At 65.4% G+C, this 14,648-nt stretch carries 16 protein-coding genes and 1 tRNA gene; 5 read left to right on the top strand and 12 right to left on the bottom strand.

The window, feature by feature from the left end; all coding sequences use genetic code 11:
• Positions 1-40: 40 nt before the first annotated feature.
• Positions 41-277, top strand: a complete 237-nt coding sequence (locus ACVKN3_RS12180; RefSeq protein ID WP_285403123.1) for a hypothetical protein — start codon at positions 41-43, stop codon at positions 275-277.
• 10 nt (positions 278-287) lie between these two features.
• Here ACVKN3_RS12180 and ACVKN3_RS12175 read toward each other — a convergent pair whose 3' ends face one another.
• A complete protein-coding gene (locus ACVKN3_RS12175; protein ID WP_354515418.1) occupies positions 288-713 on the bottom strand; it encodes a winged helix-turn-helix transcriptional regulator in 426 nt (141 codons plus the stop codon).
• A gap of 111 nt (positions 714-824) precedes the next feature.
• Between ACVKN3_RS12175 and ACVKN3_RS12170 the strand changes: the two genes are divergently transcribed.
• From ACVKN3_RS12170 to ACVKN3_RS12160, 3 genes are all read left to right on the top strand, one after another.
• Positions 825-1,589 carry an SDR family oxidoreductase gene (locus ACVKN3_RS12170; RefSeq protein ID WP_354515420.1) on the top strand — a complete coding sequence of 255 codons (765 nt, stop codon included), beginning with the start codon at positions 825-827 and terminating at the stop codon, positions 1,587-1,589.
• Positions 1,590-1,691: 102 nt separating this feature from the next.
• Positions 1,692-2,129 carry a hypothetical protein gene (locus tag ACVKN3_RS12165; protein ID WP_285403117.1) on the top strand — a complete coding sequence of 146 codons (438 nt, stop codon included), beginning with the start codon at positions 1,692-1,694 and terminating at the stop codon, positions 2,127-2,129.
• A gap of 76 nt (positions 2,130-2,205) precedes the next feature.
• The gene (locus ACVKN3_RS12160; protein WP_354515422.1) at positions 2,206-2,544 is read left to right on the top strand and encodes a cupin domain-containing protein; all 339 of its coding nucleotides are present in this window, start codon (positions 2,206-2,208) and stop codon (positions 2,542-2,544) included.
• A 224-nt stretch (positions 2,545-2,768) separates the two neighbouring features.
• Here ACVKN3_RS12160 and ACVKN3_RS12155 read toward each other — a convergent pair whose 3' ends face one another.
• The 7 genes from ACVKN3_RS12155 to murJ form a co-directional block, all read right to left on the bottom strand.
• On the bottom strand, positions 2,769-2,966 hold the full coding sequence (locus ACVKN3_RS12155; protein ID WP_285403113.1) for a DUF3606 domain-containing protein: 198 nt from the start codon (positions 2,964-2,966) through the stop codon (positions 2,769-2,771).
• Between the two features lie 1,040 nt (positions 2,967-4,006).
• Positions 4,007-4,082, bottom strand: a tRNA-Thr gene (locus ACVKN3_RS12150).
• A gap of 43 nt (positions 4,083-4,125) precedes the next feature.
• Positions 4,126-5,067 carry a 4-hydroxy-3-methylbut-2-enyl diphosphate reductase gene (ispH, locus tag ACVKN3_RS12145; protein WP_285403110.1) on the bottom strand — a complete coding sequence of 314 codons (942 nt, stop codon included), beginning with the start codon at positions 5,065-5,067 and terminating at the stop codon, positions 4,126-4,128.
• Positions 5,068-5,114: 47 nt separating this feature from the next.
• Complete coding sequence (lspA, locus tag ACVKN3_RS12140) at positions 5,115-5,621, bottom strand: signal peptidase II (protein ID WP_036143164.1); 507 nt, start codon at positions 5,619-5,621, stop codon at positions 5,115-5,117.
• An 82-nt stretch (positions 5,622-5,703) separates the two neighbouring features.
• A complete protein-coding gene (ileS, locus tag ACVKN3_RS12135; RefSeq protein WP_285403108.1) occupies positions 5,704-8,565 on the bottom strand; it encodes an isoleucine--tRNA ligase in 2,862 nt (953 codons plus the stop codon).
• Positions 8,566-8,613: 48 nt separating this feature from the next.
• Positions 8,614-9,570: a bifunctional riboflavin kinase/FAD synthetase gene (locus tag ACVKN3_RS12130; protein ID WP_354515425.1), complete on the bottom strand. Its 957-nt coding sequence runs from the start codon at positions 9,568-9,570 to the stop codon at positions 8,614-8,616.
• A 100-nt stretch (positions 9,571-9,670) separates the two neighbouring features.
• Complete coding sequence (murJ, locus tag ACVKN3_RS12125) at positions 9,671-11,278, bottom strand: murein biosynthesis integral membrane protein MurJ (protein WP_354515427.1); 1,608 nt, start codon at positions 11,276-11,278, stop codon at positions 9,671-9,673.
• Between the two features lie 200 nt (positions 11,279-11,478).
• Here murJ and rpsT point away from each other — a divergent pair, with 200 nt between their 5' ends.
• Positions 11,479-11,742, top strand: coding sequence for a 30S ribosomal protein S20 (gene rpsT, locus ACVKN3_RS12120; protein ID WP_036143173.1), 264 nt, complete (start codon positions 11,479-11,481; stop codon positions 11,740-11,742).
• A 252-nt stretch (positions 11,743-11,994) separates the two neighbouring features.
• On the opposite strand, the gene cgtA is transcribed toward rpsT, so the two are convergent.
• From cgtA to ACVKN3_RS12100, 4 genes are all read right to left on the bottom strand, one after another.
• Positions 11,995-13,062 carry an Obg family GTPase CgtA gene (gene cgtA / locus ACVKN3_RS12115; protein ID WP_354515430.1) on the bottom strand — a complete coding sequence of 356 codons (1,068 nt, stop codon included), beginning with the start codon at positions 13,060-13,062 and terminating at the stop codon, positions 11,995-11,997.
• Positions 13,063-13,149: 87 nt separating this feature from the next.
• Positions 13,150-13,407 (bottom strand): 50S ribosomal protein L27, encoded by a 258-nt coding sequence (gene rpmA / locus ACVKN3_RS12110; RefSeq protein WP_036111438.1) that lies wholly within the window; start codon positions 13,405-13,407, stop codon positions 13,150-13,152.
• A gap of 20 nt (positions 13,408-13,427) precedes the next feature.
• A complete protein-coding gene (rplU, locus tag ACVKN3_RS12105; protein ID WP_036143179.1) occupies positions 13,428-13,742 on the bottom strand; it encodes a 50S ribosomal protein L21 in 315 nt (104 codons plus the stop codon).
• 264 nt (positions 13,743-14,006) lie between these two features.
• Positions 14,007-14,528, bottom strand: a complete 522-nt coding sequence (locus tag ACVKN3_RS12100) for a DUF2059 domain-containing protein (protein WP_354515433.1) — start codon at positions 14,526-14,528, stop codon at positions 14,007-14,009.
• Between the last annotated feature and the right edge of the window lie 120 nt (positions 14,529-14,648).

The raw sequence follows: 14,648 nt of genomic DNA, 5'->3' as shown, positions 1-14,648 counted from the left end.
TTCCGAGGGCTCGCCGGGAGGCGGTGTGCGAGGCGTAGTGATGTGGTACCACCCCGAGTTGAAGATGGCCCTGGTGGAAATCGAAGACGGGTTCGCCGTAGGGGCCGTCGAGGAAGGTTCGTGCACCATCGGCGATATCCTCAGTGGCCAGTTCCGCCGTGACGAGGTCGAGCACCTCTGCAACCTGAGCACCGGCGGCTCCGTGATGTTCCACGTCGAGGCGGATCACGTCTCCGAAGGCGAAGCCAACGACCTGCTCGGCCTCCTGCGGGACTGAGTAGGGGGAGTCAGTCGTCCGCCTGCCGCGCCTTGAATGCGGCACGCGACGCGACGATGGCGTCGTGGTGCTCTTCCGCCCATAGCCACACCCCGCAGAATGCCGCGCCCAGGCTCAGTCCGATCGGCGTCAGCTCGTATTCCACACGCGGCGGAACCACGGGATACACCGTGCGGGTGACCAGCCCATCGGCCTCCATCTGGCGCAGCGTCTTGGTCAGCATCTTCTGGCTGACGTCACCGATGAGCTGGGCCAGGCGGCCGAAACGCAAGCGACCGTGGTCCGCCAATACCTCAAGGCAAAGCATCGTCCACTGATCGGCGATACGCCCGATGATGTCGCGCACCAGCGCATCCAGCGCGGAGTCGGTGCGCTGCTCTCCCAGGGCGCGACAGGGCTCGTCGTAGTGAGGCTTGCGCGGTGATGGAGACGACATGAGCGAACCCGTGGTTACCGATCGGTAAGTATGGAACATTTCGGAGCCTACTTTCCATGGGAGAGTGATGGTTCTAGCCTTGGCCTTACCTGTTCACTACGAGGCGACCCTATGGACATTCAGGGCAATACCATTCTCATCACGGGCGGCGGTTCCGGCATCGGTCGCGCGTTAGCCGAGGCCTTCCATACGCACGGCAACCGCGTCGTGATCGCGGGACGTCGCCAGGCCGCGCTGGACGAAACGACCGCCGCCAACCCTGGCATGGCCTCCGCCCTGCTCGACATCGAGGACCCCTCGTCCATCGGCCCGTTCGCGGAGCAGCTCACCCGTGACCATCCCACGCTCAACGTGGTGATCCACAACGCCGGCATCATGCGGCCCGAGGACATAAAGGACGGCGCCACGGATGCCGCCGAGGCCACTATCGCCACCAACCTGCTGGGCCCCATCCGCCTCAACGCCGCGCTGATCGGCCATTTGCTGGCGCAGCCGAAGGCAACGGTGATGACGGTGTCCTCCGGCCTGGCATTCACCCCGCTCTCGCTCACGCCGACCTACTGCGCCACCAAGGCGGCGATCCACTCGTACTCGAACGCGCTGCGCTACCAGCTCCGGAACAGCAACGTGCAGGTGATGGAGCTGGTGCCCCCTTACGTGCAGACCGAGCTGATGGGCGAACGCCAGAAGAGCGACCCGAATGCCATGCCATTGGACGTGTTCATCACGGAAGTGATGGGGCTGATCGAATCGCAGCCGGATGCCCACGAGATCCTGGTCGAGCGGGTCAAGCCGTTGCGCTTCGCCGAAGCCAGCGGCAACTTCGAGGCGTTCTTCCAGCAGTTCAACGACCAGATGGCCAGGCACGCGCCCTGACGGCATCTTTTACGACAGCGTTACCCGGAAAGCGCCCGGGTAGCGCAGCGTTTTTACGCATCGCCGCCGGATACTGGACTCCCTTTCATGGAGTCACCGGCAATGTCGATCGTCGTGATCACGGGCCCGCGCCACGGCGCGGCACACGCCACTTTGGCCGACGAGGCCATGTGTCGCCTGTGGGACCGCGCGCAGGCCGCCGGCACGGACCTCCTCTGGCGTCCGTGCAGTGACTTCCACGACGTGGTGATGCAACTGGATCACTCGCCCGCCGACCACGCGCAGCTGGTGCTGCTGGATGTCGATGCCGACGAGGTGCCCGCCTGTGACGTAGGGCCGCTACGCGATGCGCTGGCGGCGTTGCATGTGCCCTACATCGAGATGCACGACGACAGCGACGCCTCCGACGCGTCGGCACTGGTGCCGTCGCATCCGTCGCTGGTGAGCGTGGTGGTGCCGGGCGACACGATGGCCGGGTATGACATGGCGCTGTCGATCGGGTTGCGGTATCTGGCGTGCGATGTGCGAATGGCGGCTTGAGTGGGCGTTGCCGGCGGCGATAACTCACATCGCATACTCGGCGTGGCTATCATGGACCTGCGCGCAGGACCACCTGATGGACCGCACTCCGAGAGTATTCATCGTGAAAATTATTCGCAGCAAAGACTTTGTAGCGTCGAAAGCCTGGGGAGCCCTGGATATCGCCAATATGCGAGGCATCACTACCAGGCTTCACTGGGCGGATCAGCCCTATAAATGGCACGTCAACGATGGTGAAGAAGTCTTCGCCTTGCTGGATGGTCGCGTCCGGATGCTCTATCGGGAGCACGGGCTAGAAAAGTCAGTCACCCTCGAAACAGGCGACGTGTTCTATGCGTCGGTTGGTACAGAACATGTAGCTCACCCGATCGGCGAGGCGCGCATCCTAGTCATAGAGACCGCCGGTAGCGTGTAGTTAATATCGGGGGCCATGGTTCCGGAGTTCCTTACTCTGCCTCTATGGGCGACGCCATCTTTACCGGCGAATACTATGGGGGCGCGGTTCCGTGCCCAGCCAGTCGTAAACAAGACTGATGCTGCTGGTCAGCAGGACGTCGCCCGGGCAGTCTTTGCCACCGGGACACTCCGCGTGACCGAAGCCCTGAACGCCATCGGGCACGACCGTACGTAAGGGCCAGCCTACGCCGAGTGCACCTGTGGCCAGCTGTCCAGGAATGCCTTCACATCCTCCGCATCGTTGCCCACTTGGTGGGTCGCATCGAGTAACGCCTGTGGAACGACGCCAAGGACAAGAGACCACAGCTGAACATCGTTCGGGTCGTCAAGCCGGATGCGCCTGTCAATCGTGTAACCCATTTCGTTGTCTTTAGTGTCCACGGCGATGCTCGATGGTTGAGTATTACGAATTAATCGGGGCGGTCGAAAACCCGAGTTTCTATGAGTTTTTCGACGTAGATACGTAGCTGATCAAGCCGTCCCGTACCATGATCCGGACCGCGTATGAGCATGCGCGCTGAACGGACGCAGCGTCGCAACGTTCGCTCCGTAGCAATGCAGCTTGCAGCTCCTCTATCGCTTCGCGCGTTTCACCAAACCCTCGATCTGCTGCCATCTCGCGCAATGCGAACGAGTGGGCCCTGGCTTGGCTAACGTCTTCGGATTTAAGAGCAAGGAAGAGCTCAAAGGCTCTCCGCGATAGCGCGTGATGACGCCCCACCGGCGATAGACGGCCAAACAGAGCCACCCATACGTCGTCGGCAGCGCCATCGGATATCTGGAGCGCATCGTCGAACGCCCTGCCGGCGTTTATTCGTTGCTGAAATTGTTGGCGGAGCATGTGCCTTCCCCCCTTAGGAACCCACTGAATATCGGGAAGCATCACGCGTGCCAAGTCCAAAGCCTTTGATTTCACGGCTAACTTATTCAGCCCTTGCCGAAAAAGGGCCACTTTTCGCCGAGCCTGGACACAAGGTGGCAAAGGCGACGCGCTCGTCAGGTGCGCCTCGGATCGGGCGAGTCGAGCCTCTCCCGCCGCATCCATCCAGAAAATGGCGACCACCGTATCTATCGATATGCCCATGCAAACTGCCCGCCGTGCCAACCTCAAAGCCTTGATAGGGCAGCTGGAGGCTGATGACGTATCCACTCGGCAGGCACAAGCGGTGCACCTCGGGCGAGCACGTGCTTTTAAAGCCAATGGGCTGGATGAGCGATCCACGCACGTGCGAAGAGATTCGGATGGCGGGGCGAATGGCCTCGAACCGTTCCGGACGGTTGTTCTTCTGCGATGTCATGGCCTTCGACATGGGGTGATAGACCATGCCATGGGTGACCGAAGGCTGGGCACAAAAAAACCCGCTGTGAGGCGGGTTCAGATGCATTCCATGGAGTCTTGTGGACGGCCCTGGATAGATACTTGGTGCCGGAAATAGGAATCGAACCTACGACCTCATCATTACGAATGACGCGCTCTACCAACTGAGCTATTCCGGCGAGAAGCGGAATTCTAGGGAAGCTTGGCCTCCGGTGCAAGTCCTCAACCGGCCAGGCGGAGTTCCTTCGGCAGCGCGAAGGTGATGTTCTCGGCCTCGCCGTCCAGTTCGCGGACGGTGCCCGCGCCCCACGATTGCAGCCGGGCGATCACTTCCTGGACCAGTTTCTCCGGTGCAGAGGCGCCCGCGGTGACACCGATACGGGTGCGACCCTCCAGCCATTCGCGCTGGATGTACTCGGCGCCGTCGATCAGATAGGCGGTAACGCCCTGCTTCTCGGCCAGCTCCTTCAGGCGGTTGGAGTTGGAGCTGTTGATCGAGCCCACCACCAGCACCAGGTCTACGGCGTCGGCCAGGCGGCGCACGGCGTCCTGCCGGTTCTGGGTGGCGTAGCAGATGTCGTCCTTGCGCGGCCCCTCGATGGCGGCGAAACGCGCCCGGAGCGCCGCGATGATGGCGATGGTGTCGTCCACGGACAACGTGGTCTGGGTGACGAAGGCCAGCTTGTCGGGCTGCGACGGCGTCAGCTCGGCGACATCTTCCACGGACTCGACCAGGTAGATGCGGCCCTCGTTGGCCCGGTTCCACTGACCCATCGTGCCCTGCACCTCGGGATGCCCGGCATGGCCGATGAGAATGACGTCGTGGCCGGCGCGGCCCAGGCGCGCCACTTCCATGTGCACCTTGGTGACCAGCGGGCAGGTGGCGTCGAACACGTTGAGGCCGCGGCGGTCGGCTTCCTCGCGGACGGCCTTGGGCACGCCGTGGGCGCTGAAGATCACGGTGGAGCCGTCGGGTACGTCGTCCAGTTCCTCGACGAACACGGCGCCATCGGCGCGCAGGCGCTCGACGACGAAGCGGTTGTGGACCACTTCATGACGGACGTAGATCGGGGCGCCGTACGACTCCAGGGCGCGCTCCACGATCGCGATGGCGCGGTCGACGCCGGCGCAGAAACCACGGGGATTGGCGAGCAGGATGTCCAAGGGGACCTCGGTAGGAGCGATGGCCGCCGGGCGGCCGGACACCGCGATTATCGCACGGTCGGCTTATCGGGGCCGCTGAACAGGCTGAACACGATCAGGGCCACGGCGCCGACGCTGATGGCGGAATCGGCCACGTTGAACACCGGGAACGGGTAGCTGCCCAGGAACACCTGGATGAAATCGGTGACCTTGGCCGCATGCACGCGGTCGATCACGTTGCCCAGCGCACCGCCGACGATCAGCGCCAGCGGCAGCGCCGTCCGCCAGTCGCGTCGCGGCGTACGCGCCAGCCAGACCGTCAGCGTCACGCTGATGACGGCGGCCAGCAGCACGAAGAACCAGCGCTGCCAGCCCGCGCTATCGGCCAGGAAGCTGAAGGCCGCGCCGGTGTTGAAGGTCAGCGTCCAGTTGAGGATGCCGGGTATCACCGGGTGCGGCGTCTCGGCCGGCTGCAGGGCGGCCAGCGCCCACCACTTGGTGAGCTGGTCGAGCACGATCATCGCCGCGGCGAGCCACAGCCAGGACAGGGCATTGGGTTGGGGGCGTGCGGTCATGCGTAAGGCCAGTCAGCGAAGGCGAAGCGGTCCGCGCCGCCGGCACGGCGACGCGGGTGGTGCGTGCGGGGCAAGGACGCCCTCAGAACCAGCGGCGATCCTCGCCCTGCCCCGTCACGTTGTCCACGCAGCGACCGCAGATCTCCGGGTGCGCCGGATCGACCCCGACATCGGGGCGGTGGTGCCAGCAACGGATGCACTTGGCTGCATCGCTGACAGCGGCGGACACGTAGACCTCCGCGCCGTCCAGCTCTACCCGCTCCGCCGAGGCCGGGCGACTTTCCAGGTCCGCCAGCGCCACGTCCGAGGTGATGAAGAAGAAGCGCAATTCGCTCGCCGACGCCGCCAGCGCGACCTGGGTGGCCTTGTCGGCGTGGATCGTCAGCGTGGCATCCAGCGAGGCACCGATCTGGCCAACCTTGCGCATGCCCTCGAGCACGCGGGACGCCGTCTCGCGGATGGCCAGCAGGTGGCTCCACCAGCCGCGCGTCTCGGCATCCTGGCGCGCGTCCAAGCCCTCGTACCACGTCTCGAACAGCGGCGATTCCTCGCGCGTGCCCGGCAGCTGAGCCCAGGCCTCTTCGGCTGTGAAGGTGACGATCGGCGTCAGCCAGCGCAGCATGGCCTCGGCGATGCGGTACATCGCGCTCTGCGCGCTGCGGCGGCCACGGCTGTCGGTCGGCATCGTGTAGAGCCGGTCCTTGGTGATATCCAGGTACAGCGCGCCCAGTTCGTTGGTGCAGAAGTTCTGCACACGCTGCACGATCTCCGGGAAGTCGTAGCGCTCGTAGGCCGCGACGATCGCAGCCTGCGTGTCGGCGGCCTGCTGCACGGCCCAGCGGTCCAGGTCGAGGCAGGCGTCCGTGGCGAGCAAGTGCTTGTCCGGATCGAAGCCGTCGAGGTTGCCGAGCAGGAAGCGCACCGTGTTGCGGATGCGCCGGTAGGTATCGGCCACGCGCTTGAGGATCTCGTCCGACAGCGACATCTCGTTACGGTAATCGGTCGAGCAGATCCACAGGCGCAGGATGTCCGCGCCGAGGGTCTTCATGATGTCCTGCGGCTCGATGCCGTTGCCCAGCGACTTGGACATCTTGCGGCCCTGCGCGTCCACCGTGAACCCGTGGGTCAGCACGTGGTCGTACGGCGCGCGGCCGTGGATGGCGGCCGAGGTAAGCAGCGAGGACTGGAACCACCCGCGATGCTGGTCCGAGCCCTCGAGGTACATCACCTTGTATTCGCTGGCGTTGCCGGCCTGCAGCTCCGGGCGCGCACCGACCACGGCGAAGTGGCTGGTGCCCGAATCGAACCACACGTCCAGGACGTCGGTGACTTTCTCGTAGGTGTCGGCGTCGTCGCCGATCAGCTCGCGCGGGTCCAGCGTGAACCAGCAGTCGATGCCCTCCTGGGCCACCTTCTGCGCCACTTTCTCCATCAGGGCAACGGAGTCCGGATGCGGCTCGTGCGTGTTCTTGTCGATGAACAGGGTGATCGGCACGCCCCAGGTGCGCTGGCGCGAGATGCACCAGTCCGGGCGACCTTCCACCATGCCGCCGATGCGCTCTTCACCCCAGCCCGGCACCCAGCGCACGGAGCCGATCGCATCGAGCGCGGTGCGGCGCAGGCCGGCGGTCTCCATGCCGATGAACCACTGCGGCGTGGCGCGGTAGATCACCGGGGTCTTGTGACGCCAGCAATGCGGGTAGCTGTGGGTGAGCTTGGCGAAGGCCAGCAGCACGCCACGACCACGCAGCAGGTCGACCAGCTGGTCGTTGGCCTTCCAGATGTGCGTGCCGGCCAGTGAGACATCGCCCGCAAGCGGCAGGTCCGAACGATAGACGCCGCGGCCGTCGACATAGTTGAGCGTGCCGATGCCGTAGTGCTGCCCGACCGCGAAGTCTTCCGCGCCGTGGTCCGGCGAGGTGTGCACGGCACCGGTGCCGTCTTCGTCCGACACGTGGTCGCCGAGGATCAGCGGCACCTGCCGGTCGTAGAACGGATGGCGCAGCGGCTTGTTTTCCAGCACGGCGCCCTGCACGCGGCCGAGCACACCGCCGGTGGTTTCCACGCCGTAACGGGCCAGCGCCTTCTCCACGAGGGCCGAGGCGATCACCAGCAGCACCCGCTTGCCGTCGCGCGACGGGCCCTCGACGAGTGCGTAGTCGATCTCGCCACCCAGCGACACCGCCTGGCTGGACGGCAGCGTCCACGGCGTGGTGGTCCAGATGGGCACGGCGACGATGGCATCGCCCACATCCACGCCGAACTCGGCACCGAGGTCCTTCGGGTACACGGCGTCGTAGGCCACGTCCACCGCCGGCGAGGTGCGCTCGGCATACTCGATCTCGGCCTCGGCCAGCGCCGAGCCGCAGTCGAAACACCAGTACACCGGCTTGGCGCCGCGGACCACGTGGCCGTTGTCGACGATGCGCGCCAGCGCGCGAATCATGTCGGCCTCGTAGGTGAAATCGAGCGTGCGGTACGGCTTTTCCCAGTCGCCCAGCACGCCCAGGCGCTTGAAGTCGGCGCGCTGCAGGTCGATCTGCGCCATCGCGTACTCGCGGCACTTCTGCCGGAATTCAGCGGCATTGAGCTTGTCGCCCGCCTTGCCGAACTTCTTCTCGATCGCGATCTCGATCGGCAGGCCGTGGCAATCCCAGCCGGGCACGTAAGGCGCGCGGTAGCCGGCCATCAGCCTGGACTTGACCACGACGTCCTTCAGCACCTTGTTGACCGCGTGGCCCAGGTGGATGGCGCCGTTGGCGTACGGCGGGCCGTCGTGCAGCACGAACACCTTGTCGCGACCGGCGGCCTTGGCCTGGATCTGCGCGTAGCGGCCCACGCGCTCCCACGTGGCCAGCCAGCCCGGCTCACGCTTGGGCAGGTCGCCGCGCATCGGGAAAGCCGTCTGCGGCAGGTTGATGGTGTTCTTGTAATCCTGGGTCATCGCTGGCAACCGTGGGTTTCGGGGCGGACGCGCGGTGCGCGCGTTCCGTCATGCATCGACAAGTATGGGGTTCATGCCAAGGGCCTGCCGGGCGGCGATCTCGTCCTGGCGCATCTGCGCGGTCAGGGCGTCAAGGCCGTCGAATTTTTCTTCGTCACGCAGTTTCCGGACGAATTCCACGGCGATGCGCATGCCGTAGAGGTCGCCGGAGAAGTCGAACAGGTGGGCTTCCAGCAGGGGCTCGGCCACTTCGTTCACGGTGGGCCGGACACCCAGGCTGGCCACGCCGGGCCAGCTGCACGGGCCCTCGCCCACACCGATGCGCACCGCGAAGATGCCGCGCACGGGGCTGACCCGCTCCGGCAGGTGCACGTTGGCGGTGGGATAGCCCAGGGTGCGGCCCAGCTGCTTGCCGTACTCCACGTGTCCGTCGATGACGAACGGGCGGCCCAGCAGGGTGGCGGCATCGGCGAAACGGCTTTCGCCCAGCAACTGGCGCACCCGCGTGGACGACACGCGCTCGCCATCCACAAGCACCGGCGCCACGGCATGGGCCGTGAAGCCCAGCTCGGCGCCCATCGACTGCAGCAGGGCGAAATCCCCACCGCGACGATGGCCGAAACGGAAGTCCTCGCCCACCCACACCTCACGGGCGGCCAGACGCCCGACGATGACGCGACGGACGAAGTCCTCGGCGGACATCTGCGTCAGGGCTTCGTCGAAGCGCAGGGATAGCAATTGATCGATGCCGGCCGCCGTCATGCCTTCCGCCTTCTCGCGCATGCCCGACAGGCGCGGCACCGGCTCCTTCGAGAAGAAAGCGCGGGGCAGCGGCTCGAAGGTGATGACCGCAGGAACCAGGTCCTGGGCTTCGGCACGCTGGCGCACTTCGGCAAGGATGGCCTGGTGGCCCAGGTGGAGCCCGTCGAAGGCGCCGATCGCCACGACGCTGCCCTGGGGGGCGAGGCACGGGCCGTCGACGTCGCGGTGCAGTTGCAACGTCATGCGTGGTCGCCCTGGAATCGATGCGGAATAAAAGCCATCGGGCCAGTATAGCGGCCCCATTGCGCCGCACAATGCGACGCGGCAACGGTAGCCGGGCCCGTCAGCGCGCGCGGAGGTCGCGCAGGCGGAATCCGAGGGCGAACAACGCCGTGACGTAGGCACCCCCACCGGCGGCGACCAGGATGGCGAGGTGGCCGACGCGCTCCCACTTTTCCACGTCGCTCCACTCCGGCCAGACGTGCAGGCCGGCCAGCAGTACCACGATCATCGCGGCGCAGGCCACCGCCAGGCGGACCAGATGCCGGCCCCATCCGGGCTGCCGCGTATACACACCGGCGTTGCCCAGCCAGCGCCACAGCAACAGCAGGTTGATGTAGCTGGCCAGGGCGCTGGCCATGCCCAATGCCATGTGCAGCCCCGGAATGGTCGCCAGCGCCGCCATCCAGGAGCCCGCTTTCTGCGCCGGGGTGGCCCAGAGGAAGAACAGCAGGCCCAGGAAAGCGACGTTGAACACCATGTTGGCCACCAGCGAGGCCACGCCCGCGCGGACGGGCGTGCGGGTGTCCTTGCGGGCGTAGAAGGCCGGCAACACCACCTTGACCAGGGCGAACGCCGGCAGGCCGAAGCTCAGCGCGGAAATCGACATCGACGCCATCTTCGTGTCGAACGCCGTGAAACGGCCGTGCTGGAAGATGGTCGCCACCAGGGGAAACGACAGGATCATCAGGGCGAACATGGCCGGCACCGCGATCAGCAGCGTGGTGCGCAGGCCCCAGTCCAGGGCGCGGGAGAAGCCGTCCTTGTCGGTGGCCACATGGTGTCGCGACAGCGAAGGCAGGATCACCGTGCCCAGCGCAACCCCGAACACGCCCAGCGGCAGTTCGAGGAAGCGATCGGCCTGGGACAGCCAGCTCTGCGAGCCGGCGATCAGCAGCGAAGCGATCACCGTATCCAGCAGCAGGTTGATCTGCGCCACGGACGAGCCGAACAGGGTCGGCACCATTAGCGTCATGATCCGGCGCACCTCCGGCGAGTGCCAGCCCCAGCGCGGCAGCGCCAGCAGATCCAGCCGCTTCAGCGTGGGCAGCTGGAACACCAGTTGCAGGAAACCGGCGACCAGGATCGCCCAGCCCATCGCCATGATCGGCGTCTGCAGACGCGGCGCGAGCCACAAGGCGCCGGCGATCATGCACAGGTTGAGGATCACCGGGGTGAGCGCCGGCAGGCCGAAGCGGTGGAAGCTGTTGAGCGCGCCACCGCTCAGCGCGGTGAGCGAGACGAACAGCAGGAAGGGGAAGGTCAGGCGCAGCAGGTCCACCGTGAGGTCGAATTTGCCCGCGGAGTCCACCGCGCCCGGCGAAAACAGCGCGGTGACCTGCGGCGCGAAGATCACCCCCAGCGCCACGACCACCAGCAGCACGCCACCCAACGTGCCGGAGGTGCGCGCCATCAGGTCCTTCAGGTCCGCGTGCGGCCGGGTTTCCTTGACCTCGGTGAACACCGGCACGAAGGCGGTGGAGAACGAGCCCTCGGCGAACAGGCGGCGCATGAAGTTGGGGATGCGAAAGGCCACCCAGAACGCATCCGTGGCGGCGTTGGCACCGAACGACGCGTTGATCGCCATGTCGCGTACCAGGCCGAGCACGCGAGAGATCATGGTCATGCCGCTGAAGGACAGCATGCCGCGAAGGAGACTGGGGGTTTTCATCCGTGCCGGGGGTTGCCTAAACGCGTAGTTTGACAGCGGCGACCGGGCGGAGGACAGTCCACCTTCTGGAAATTTCCGGGCGGTCACCGCCGGATCGCCCGACGGGCCTGCCCGCGCGGGCCCTAAGCTATTGACGCGCCCCGGCTTTGGCCTCAAAATGGGCGTCTTTCTTAAAACCAACCGAACTCTGGAGCTTCACCTTGGCCAACATCAAGTCCGCGAAGAAGCGTGCGCGTCAGTCGGAGCAGCGCCGTCTGCGCAACGTCAGCGCGCGTTCCATGGTGCGTTCCGCACTGAAGAAGGTCGTCAAGGCGATCGACGCCAAGGACAAGGCCAGCGCAGTCAGCGCGTACGCCATCGCCGTGCCGGTGATGGATCGTTACGCTGCCCGCGGCCTGATCCACAAGAACAAGGCCGCTCGTCACAAGAGCCGCCTGAACGCGAAGATCCGCGACCTGGCGTAAGCCTGCGCGACATCGCTGTTTACGGAAAAGCCGGCGCAAGCCGGCTTTTTTGTGTGCGTTTTTTCAGGGAGATCGCGTGGATCGTGGATCGTGGATCGCGGATCGTGGATCGTGGATCGCGCACATCGTGCGCTCCTATACGGGTAGGCGGTGCGTCACGCTTTGTAGGAGCGCACGATGTGCGCGATAGGCCGGCACGACGCAAAACGACGCCCCGGCATACCGCACCCCACCCCACTACGCCACCCCGCGTTAATCGCCCCGCATACGTACGTCGTTGGACACTTCCTTCTGGTCGCGGTGCTTCTCGCGCTCGGCGTCGAAGAACTGCTGCACCTTCAGGCAGACATCCCACGTGCCGATCTCCGATGCGGCCGACACCAGGAACCAGGGCTCCTTCCATTCCAGTCGGGCAACGATGTCGTCGGCAACCTGCTTCAGCTCGTCCTCGTCGGAATAGACGTCGGACTTGTTGATGACCAGCCAGCGCGGACGCTCAACCAACTCGGCATCGAAGTTCTTCAGCTCGTGCTCGATCGTACGCACCTGCTCCACCGGGTCCGAGCCGTCGATGGGCCGGATGTCCACCACGTGCAGTAGCAGGCTGGTACGCGACACATGGCGCAGGAACTGGATACCCAGGCCCGCACCCTCGGCCGCACCCTCGATGATGCCGGGGATATCGGCAACGACGAAACTCTGGTCGGTGCCGATGCGCACGACACCCAGGTTCGGATGCAGCGTGGTAAACGGGTAATCCGCCACGCGCGGCGTGGCCGCCGACACGGCACGGATGAACGTGCTCTTGCCTGCGTTGGGAAAGCCCAGCAAGCCGACATCCGCCAGCAGGCGCAGCTCCATCTTGATGTCGCGAACCTCACCGGGCGTACCCGGGGTGAACTTGCGCGGCGCGCGGTTCACCGAGCTCTTGAAATGAATGTTGCCGAGGCCGCCACGACCGCCCTGCGCCACCTTCAGGCGCTGGCCGTGAGCCGTGAGGTCGCCAATCACCTCATCGGTATCGACGTTGGTGATCACCGTGCCGACGGGCACGCGGATCTCGACATCGTCGGCGCCCTTGCCGTACATCTGGCTACCCATGCCGGCCTGGCCGCGCTTGGCCTTGAACGAGCGCATGTGGCGGAAGTCGACCAGCGTGTTCAGGCCCTCGTCCGCCACCAGCCAGACCGAGCCGCCGCTGCCGCCGTCGCCACCGTCCGGCCCACCGAAGGGGATGAATTTCTCTCGACGGAAGCTGACGCAGCCGTTGCCGCCGTCACCGGCCGAGACTCTGATTTGCGCTTCGTCGACGAATTTCATGGATAGGAACCTGGATAAAAAGTGATGCCGCTTTACAAACGAAAAGCCCCGCCGTGGGCGGGGCCTTCGTTATCGCGTCGGAAAGGCTTACGCCTGGACGACGTCGACGAACTTGCGACCCTTGTCGCCGCGGGTCTTGAAGGCAACCGTGCCATCGACCAGCGCGAACAGGGTGTGGTCGCGGCCGAGGCCGACGCCCACGCCAGCGTGGAACTTGGTGCCACGCTGACGAACGATGATGTTGCCGGCTTCGACAGCCTGGCCGCCATAGATCTTCACACCGAGATACTTCGGGTTCGAATCGCGACCGTTACGGCTGGAACCTACGCCTTTCTTATGTGCCATGACTCATATCCTCCGGCAGATCAGGCGTTGATGCCCGTGATCTCGATTTCGGTGTAATGCTGACGATGTCCCTGCGTGCGCTTGTAGTGCTTGCGACGACGGAACTTGACGATGCGGATCTTATCCGCGCGGCCGTGGGCGCGAATCTTCGCGCTGACGGTGGCACCGGCGACCAGCGGGGCGCCGACGGTGATCGACTCGCCTTCGCCCACCAGGAGGACCTGGTCGAACTGGACGGTGGAATCGACTTCAGCGGTGAGCAGCTCGACGCGCAGGACTTCGCCTGCCATCACACGATACTGCTTGCCACCGGTCTTGATGACTGCGTAGCTCATGGTTATTTCCTGTTGCTGATTATGTAGTTCTTTTTAGGTGTTACGGGTCGTGCGAACTGCCAATTATAGCCAGTGGGAAAAGGGCAGGTCAATCAGAGGCGTAGGAGCGCACGATGTGCGCGAAAAGCCAACAAAGCGGCGACGAGGCACCCTCCAGCGCCCACGCCCTGGGCCCCAGGCATCAGCACCGAACCATGGGGCAATCCCAGGCCCCACGCGGCCCCATCGCGCACATCGTGCGCTCCTACCCCTCCCGTCGGGCCGTTACTTCTTCTTGGTGGGGGTCGGTGCCGGCGCGGGCACCGGCTTGGCGGCCGCTCCAGCCGCCGGGCACTGGCCCTGGGCGTTGAGGGTACCCTGGGTCTGCAGCTGGGCGATCATCTGCTGGCCGCGTTCCTGGCCCCACTGCTTGCCGATCTGCATGCCCTCGGCCATGGTCGCGGGCATCTGGGTGATGACCTTCTGGCCCAGGGGCGAGCGATAGAACTTCAGCAGGCCGTCGATATCCTCGGCGGTGAAATGCTTCTGGTAGACGGGGACCATCCGGCCGATCAGCTGGTTGGTGGCGTTGGCGTCCACGAAGCCCTGCCAGTAGCTGGCCGGCACGCAGGGCAGCGCGTTCTGCATCACGCCTGCCATCTGGCTGTTCATCTGGCTGAGCATCCGCCCCATGCCCACGGCGTCCATCAGCTGGCGCACCTGCTGCTCGCTCGGCGCGGCGGCCATCGCCTGGCCCGTACAAACCGCCAGCACCAGGCCGGCCGCGATCCCTGTCCACTTACGCATGGGTATGTTCCTCTTCGGATGGATGGTCACCCCTCCCCGGGGTAGCGGCCATGGTAGCCGAGTCGGGCCGCCCGCCTGCGCCCGCCTTCGGCAGGGCTCACGAAACCCACCGCAGCGGCC

Source organism: Luteibacter sp. PvP120 (assembly GCF_054055715.1).
This window is presented reverse-complemented; position numbering and strand designations above follow the sequence as displayed.

What these genes read in the sequence shown, in the direction of transcription:
- lspA (WP_036143164.1), bottom strand. Translation starts at nt 5,621, where the DNA reads ATGACCGCACGCCCCCAACCCAATGCCCTGTCCTGGCTGTGGCTCGCC.
- ACVKN3_RS12165 (WP_285403117.1), top strand. Translation starts at nt 1,692, where the DNA reads ATGTCGATCGTCGTGATCACGGGCCCGCGCCACGGCGCGGCACACGCC.
- ACVKN3_RS12100 (WP_354515433.1), bottom strand. Translation starts at nt 14,528, where the DNA reads ATGCGTAAGTGGACAGGGATCGCGGCCGGCCTGGTGCTGGCGGTTTGT.
- ACVKN3_RS12175 (WP_354515418.1), bottom strand. Translation starts at nt 713, where the DNA reads ATGTCGTCTCCATCACCGCGCAAGCCTCACTACGACGAGCCCTGTCGC.
- rpmA (WP_036111438.1), bottom strand. Translation starts at nt 13,407, where the DNA reads ATGGCACATAAGAAAGGCGTAGGTTCCAGCCGTAACGGTCGCGATTCG.
- ACVKN3_RS12180 (WP_285403123.1), top strand. Translation starts at nt 41, where the DNA reads ATGTGGTACCACCCCGAGTTGAAGATGGCCCTGGTGGAAATCGAAGAC.
- ACVKN3_RS12170 (WP_354515420.1), top strand. Translation starts at nt 825, where the DNA reads ATGGACATTCAGGGCAATACCATTCTCATCACGGGCGGCGGTTCCGGC.
- ACVKN3_RS12160 (WP_354515422.1), top strand. Translation starts at nt 2,206, where the DNA reads ATGGACCGCACTCCGAGAGTATTCATCGTGAAAATTATTCGCAGCAAA.
- rplU (WP_036143179.1), bottom strand. Translation starts at nt 13,742, where the DNA reads ATGAGCTACGCAGTCATCAAGACCGGTGGCAAGCAGTATCGTGTGATG.
- murJ (WP_354515427.1), bottom strand. Translation starts at nt 11,278, where the DNA reads ATGAAAACCCCCAGTCTCCTTCGCGGCATGCTGTCCTTCAGCGGCATG.
- ACVKN3_RS12130 (WP_354515425.1), bottom strand. Translation starts at nt 9,570, where the DNA reads ATGACGTTGCAACTGCACCGCGACGTCGACGGCCCGTGCCTCGCCCCC.
- ileS (WP_285403108.1), bottom strand. Translation starts at nt 8,565, where the DNA reads ATGACCCAGGATTACAAGAACACCATCAACCTGCCGCAGACGGCTTTC.
- cgtA (WP_354515430.1), bottom strand. Translation starts at nt 13,062, where the DNA reads ATGAAATTCGTCGACGAAGCGCAAATCAGAGTCTCGGCCGGTGACGGC.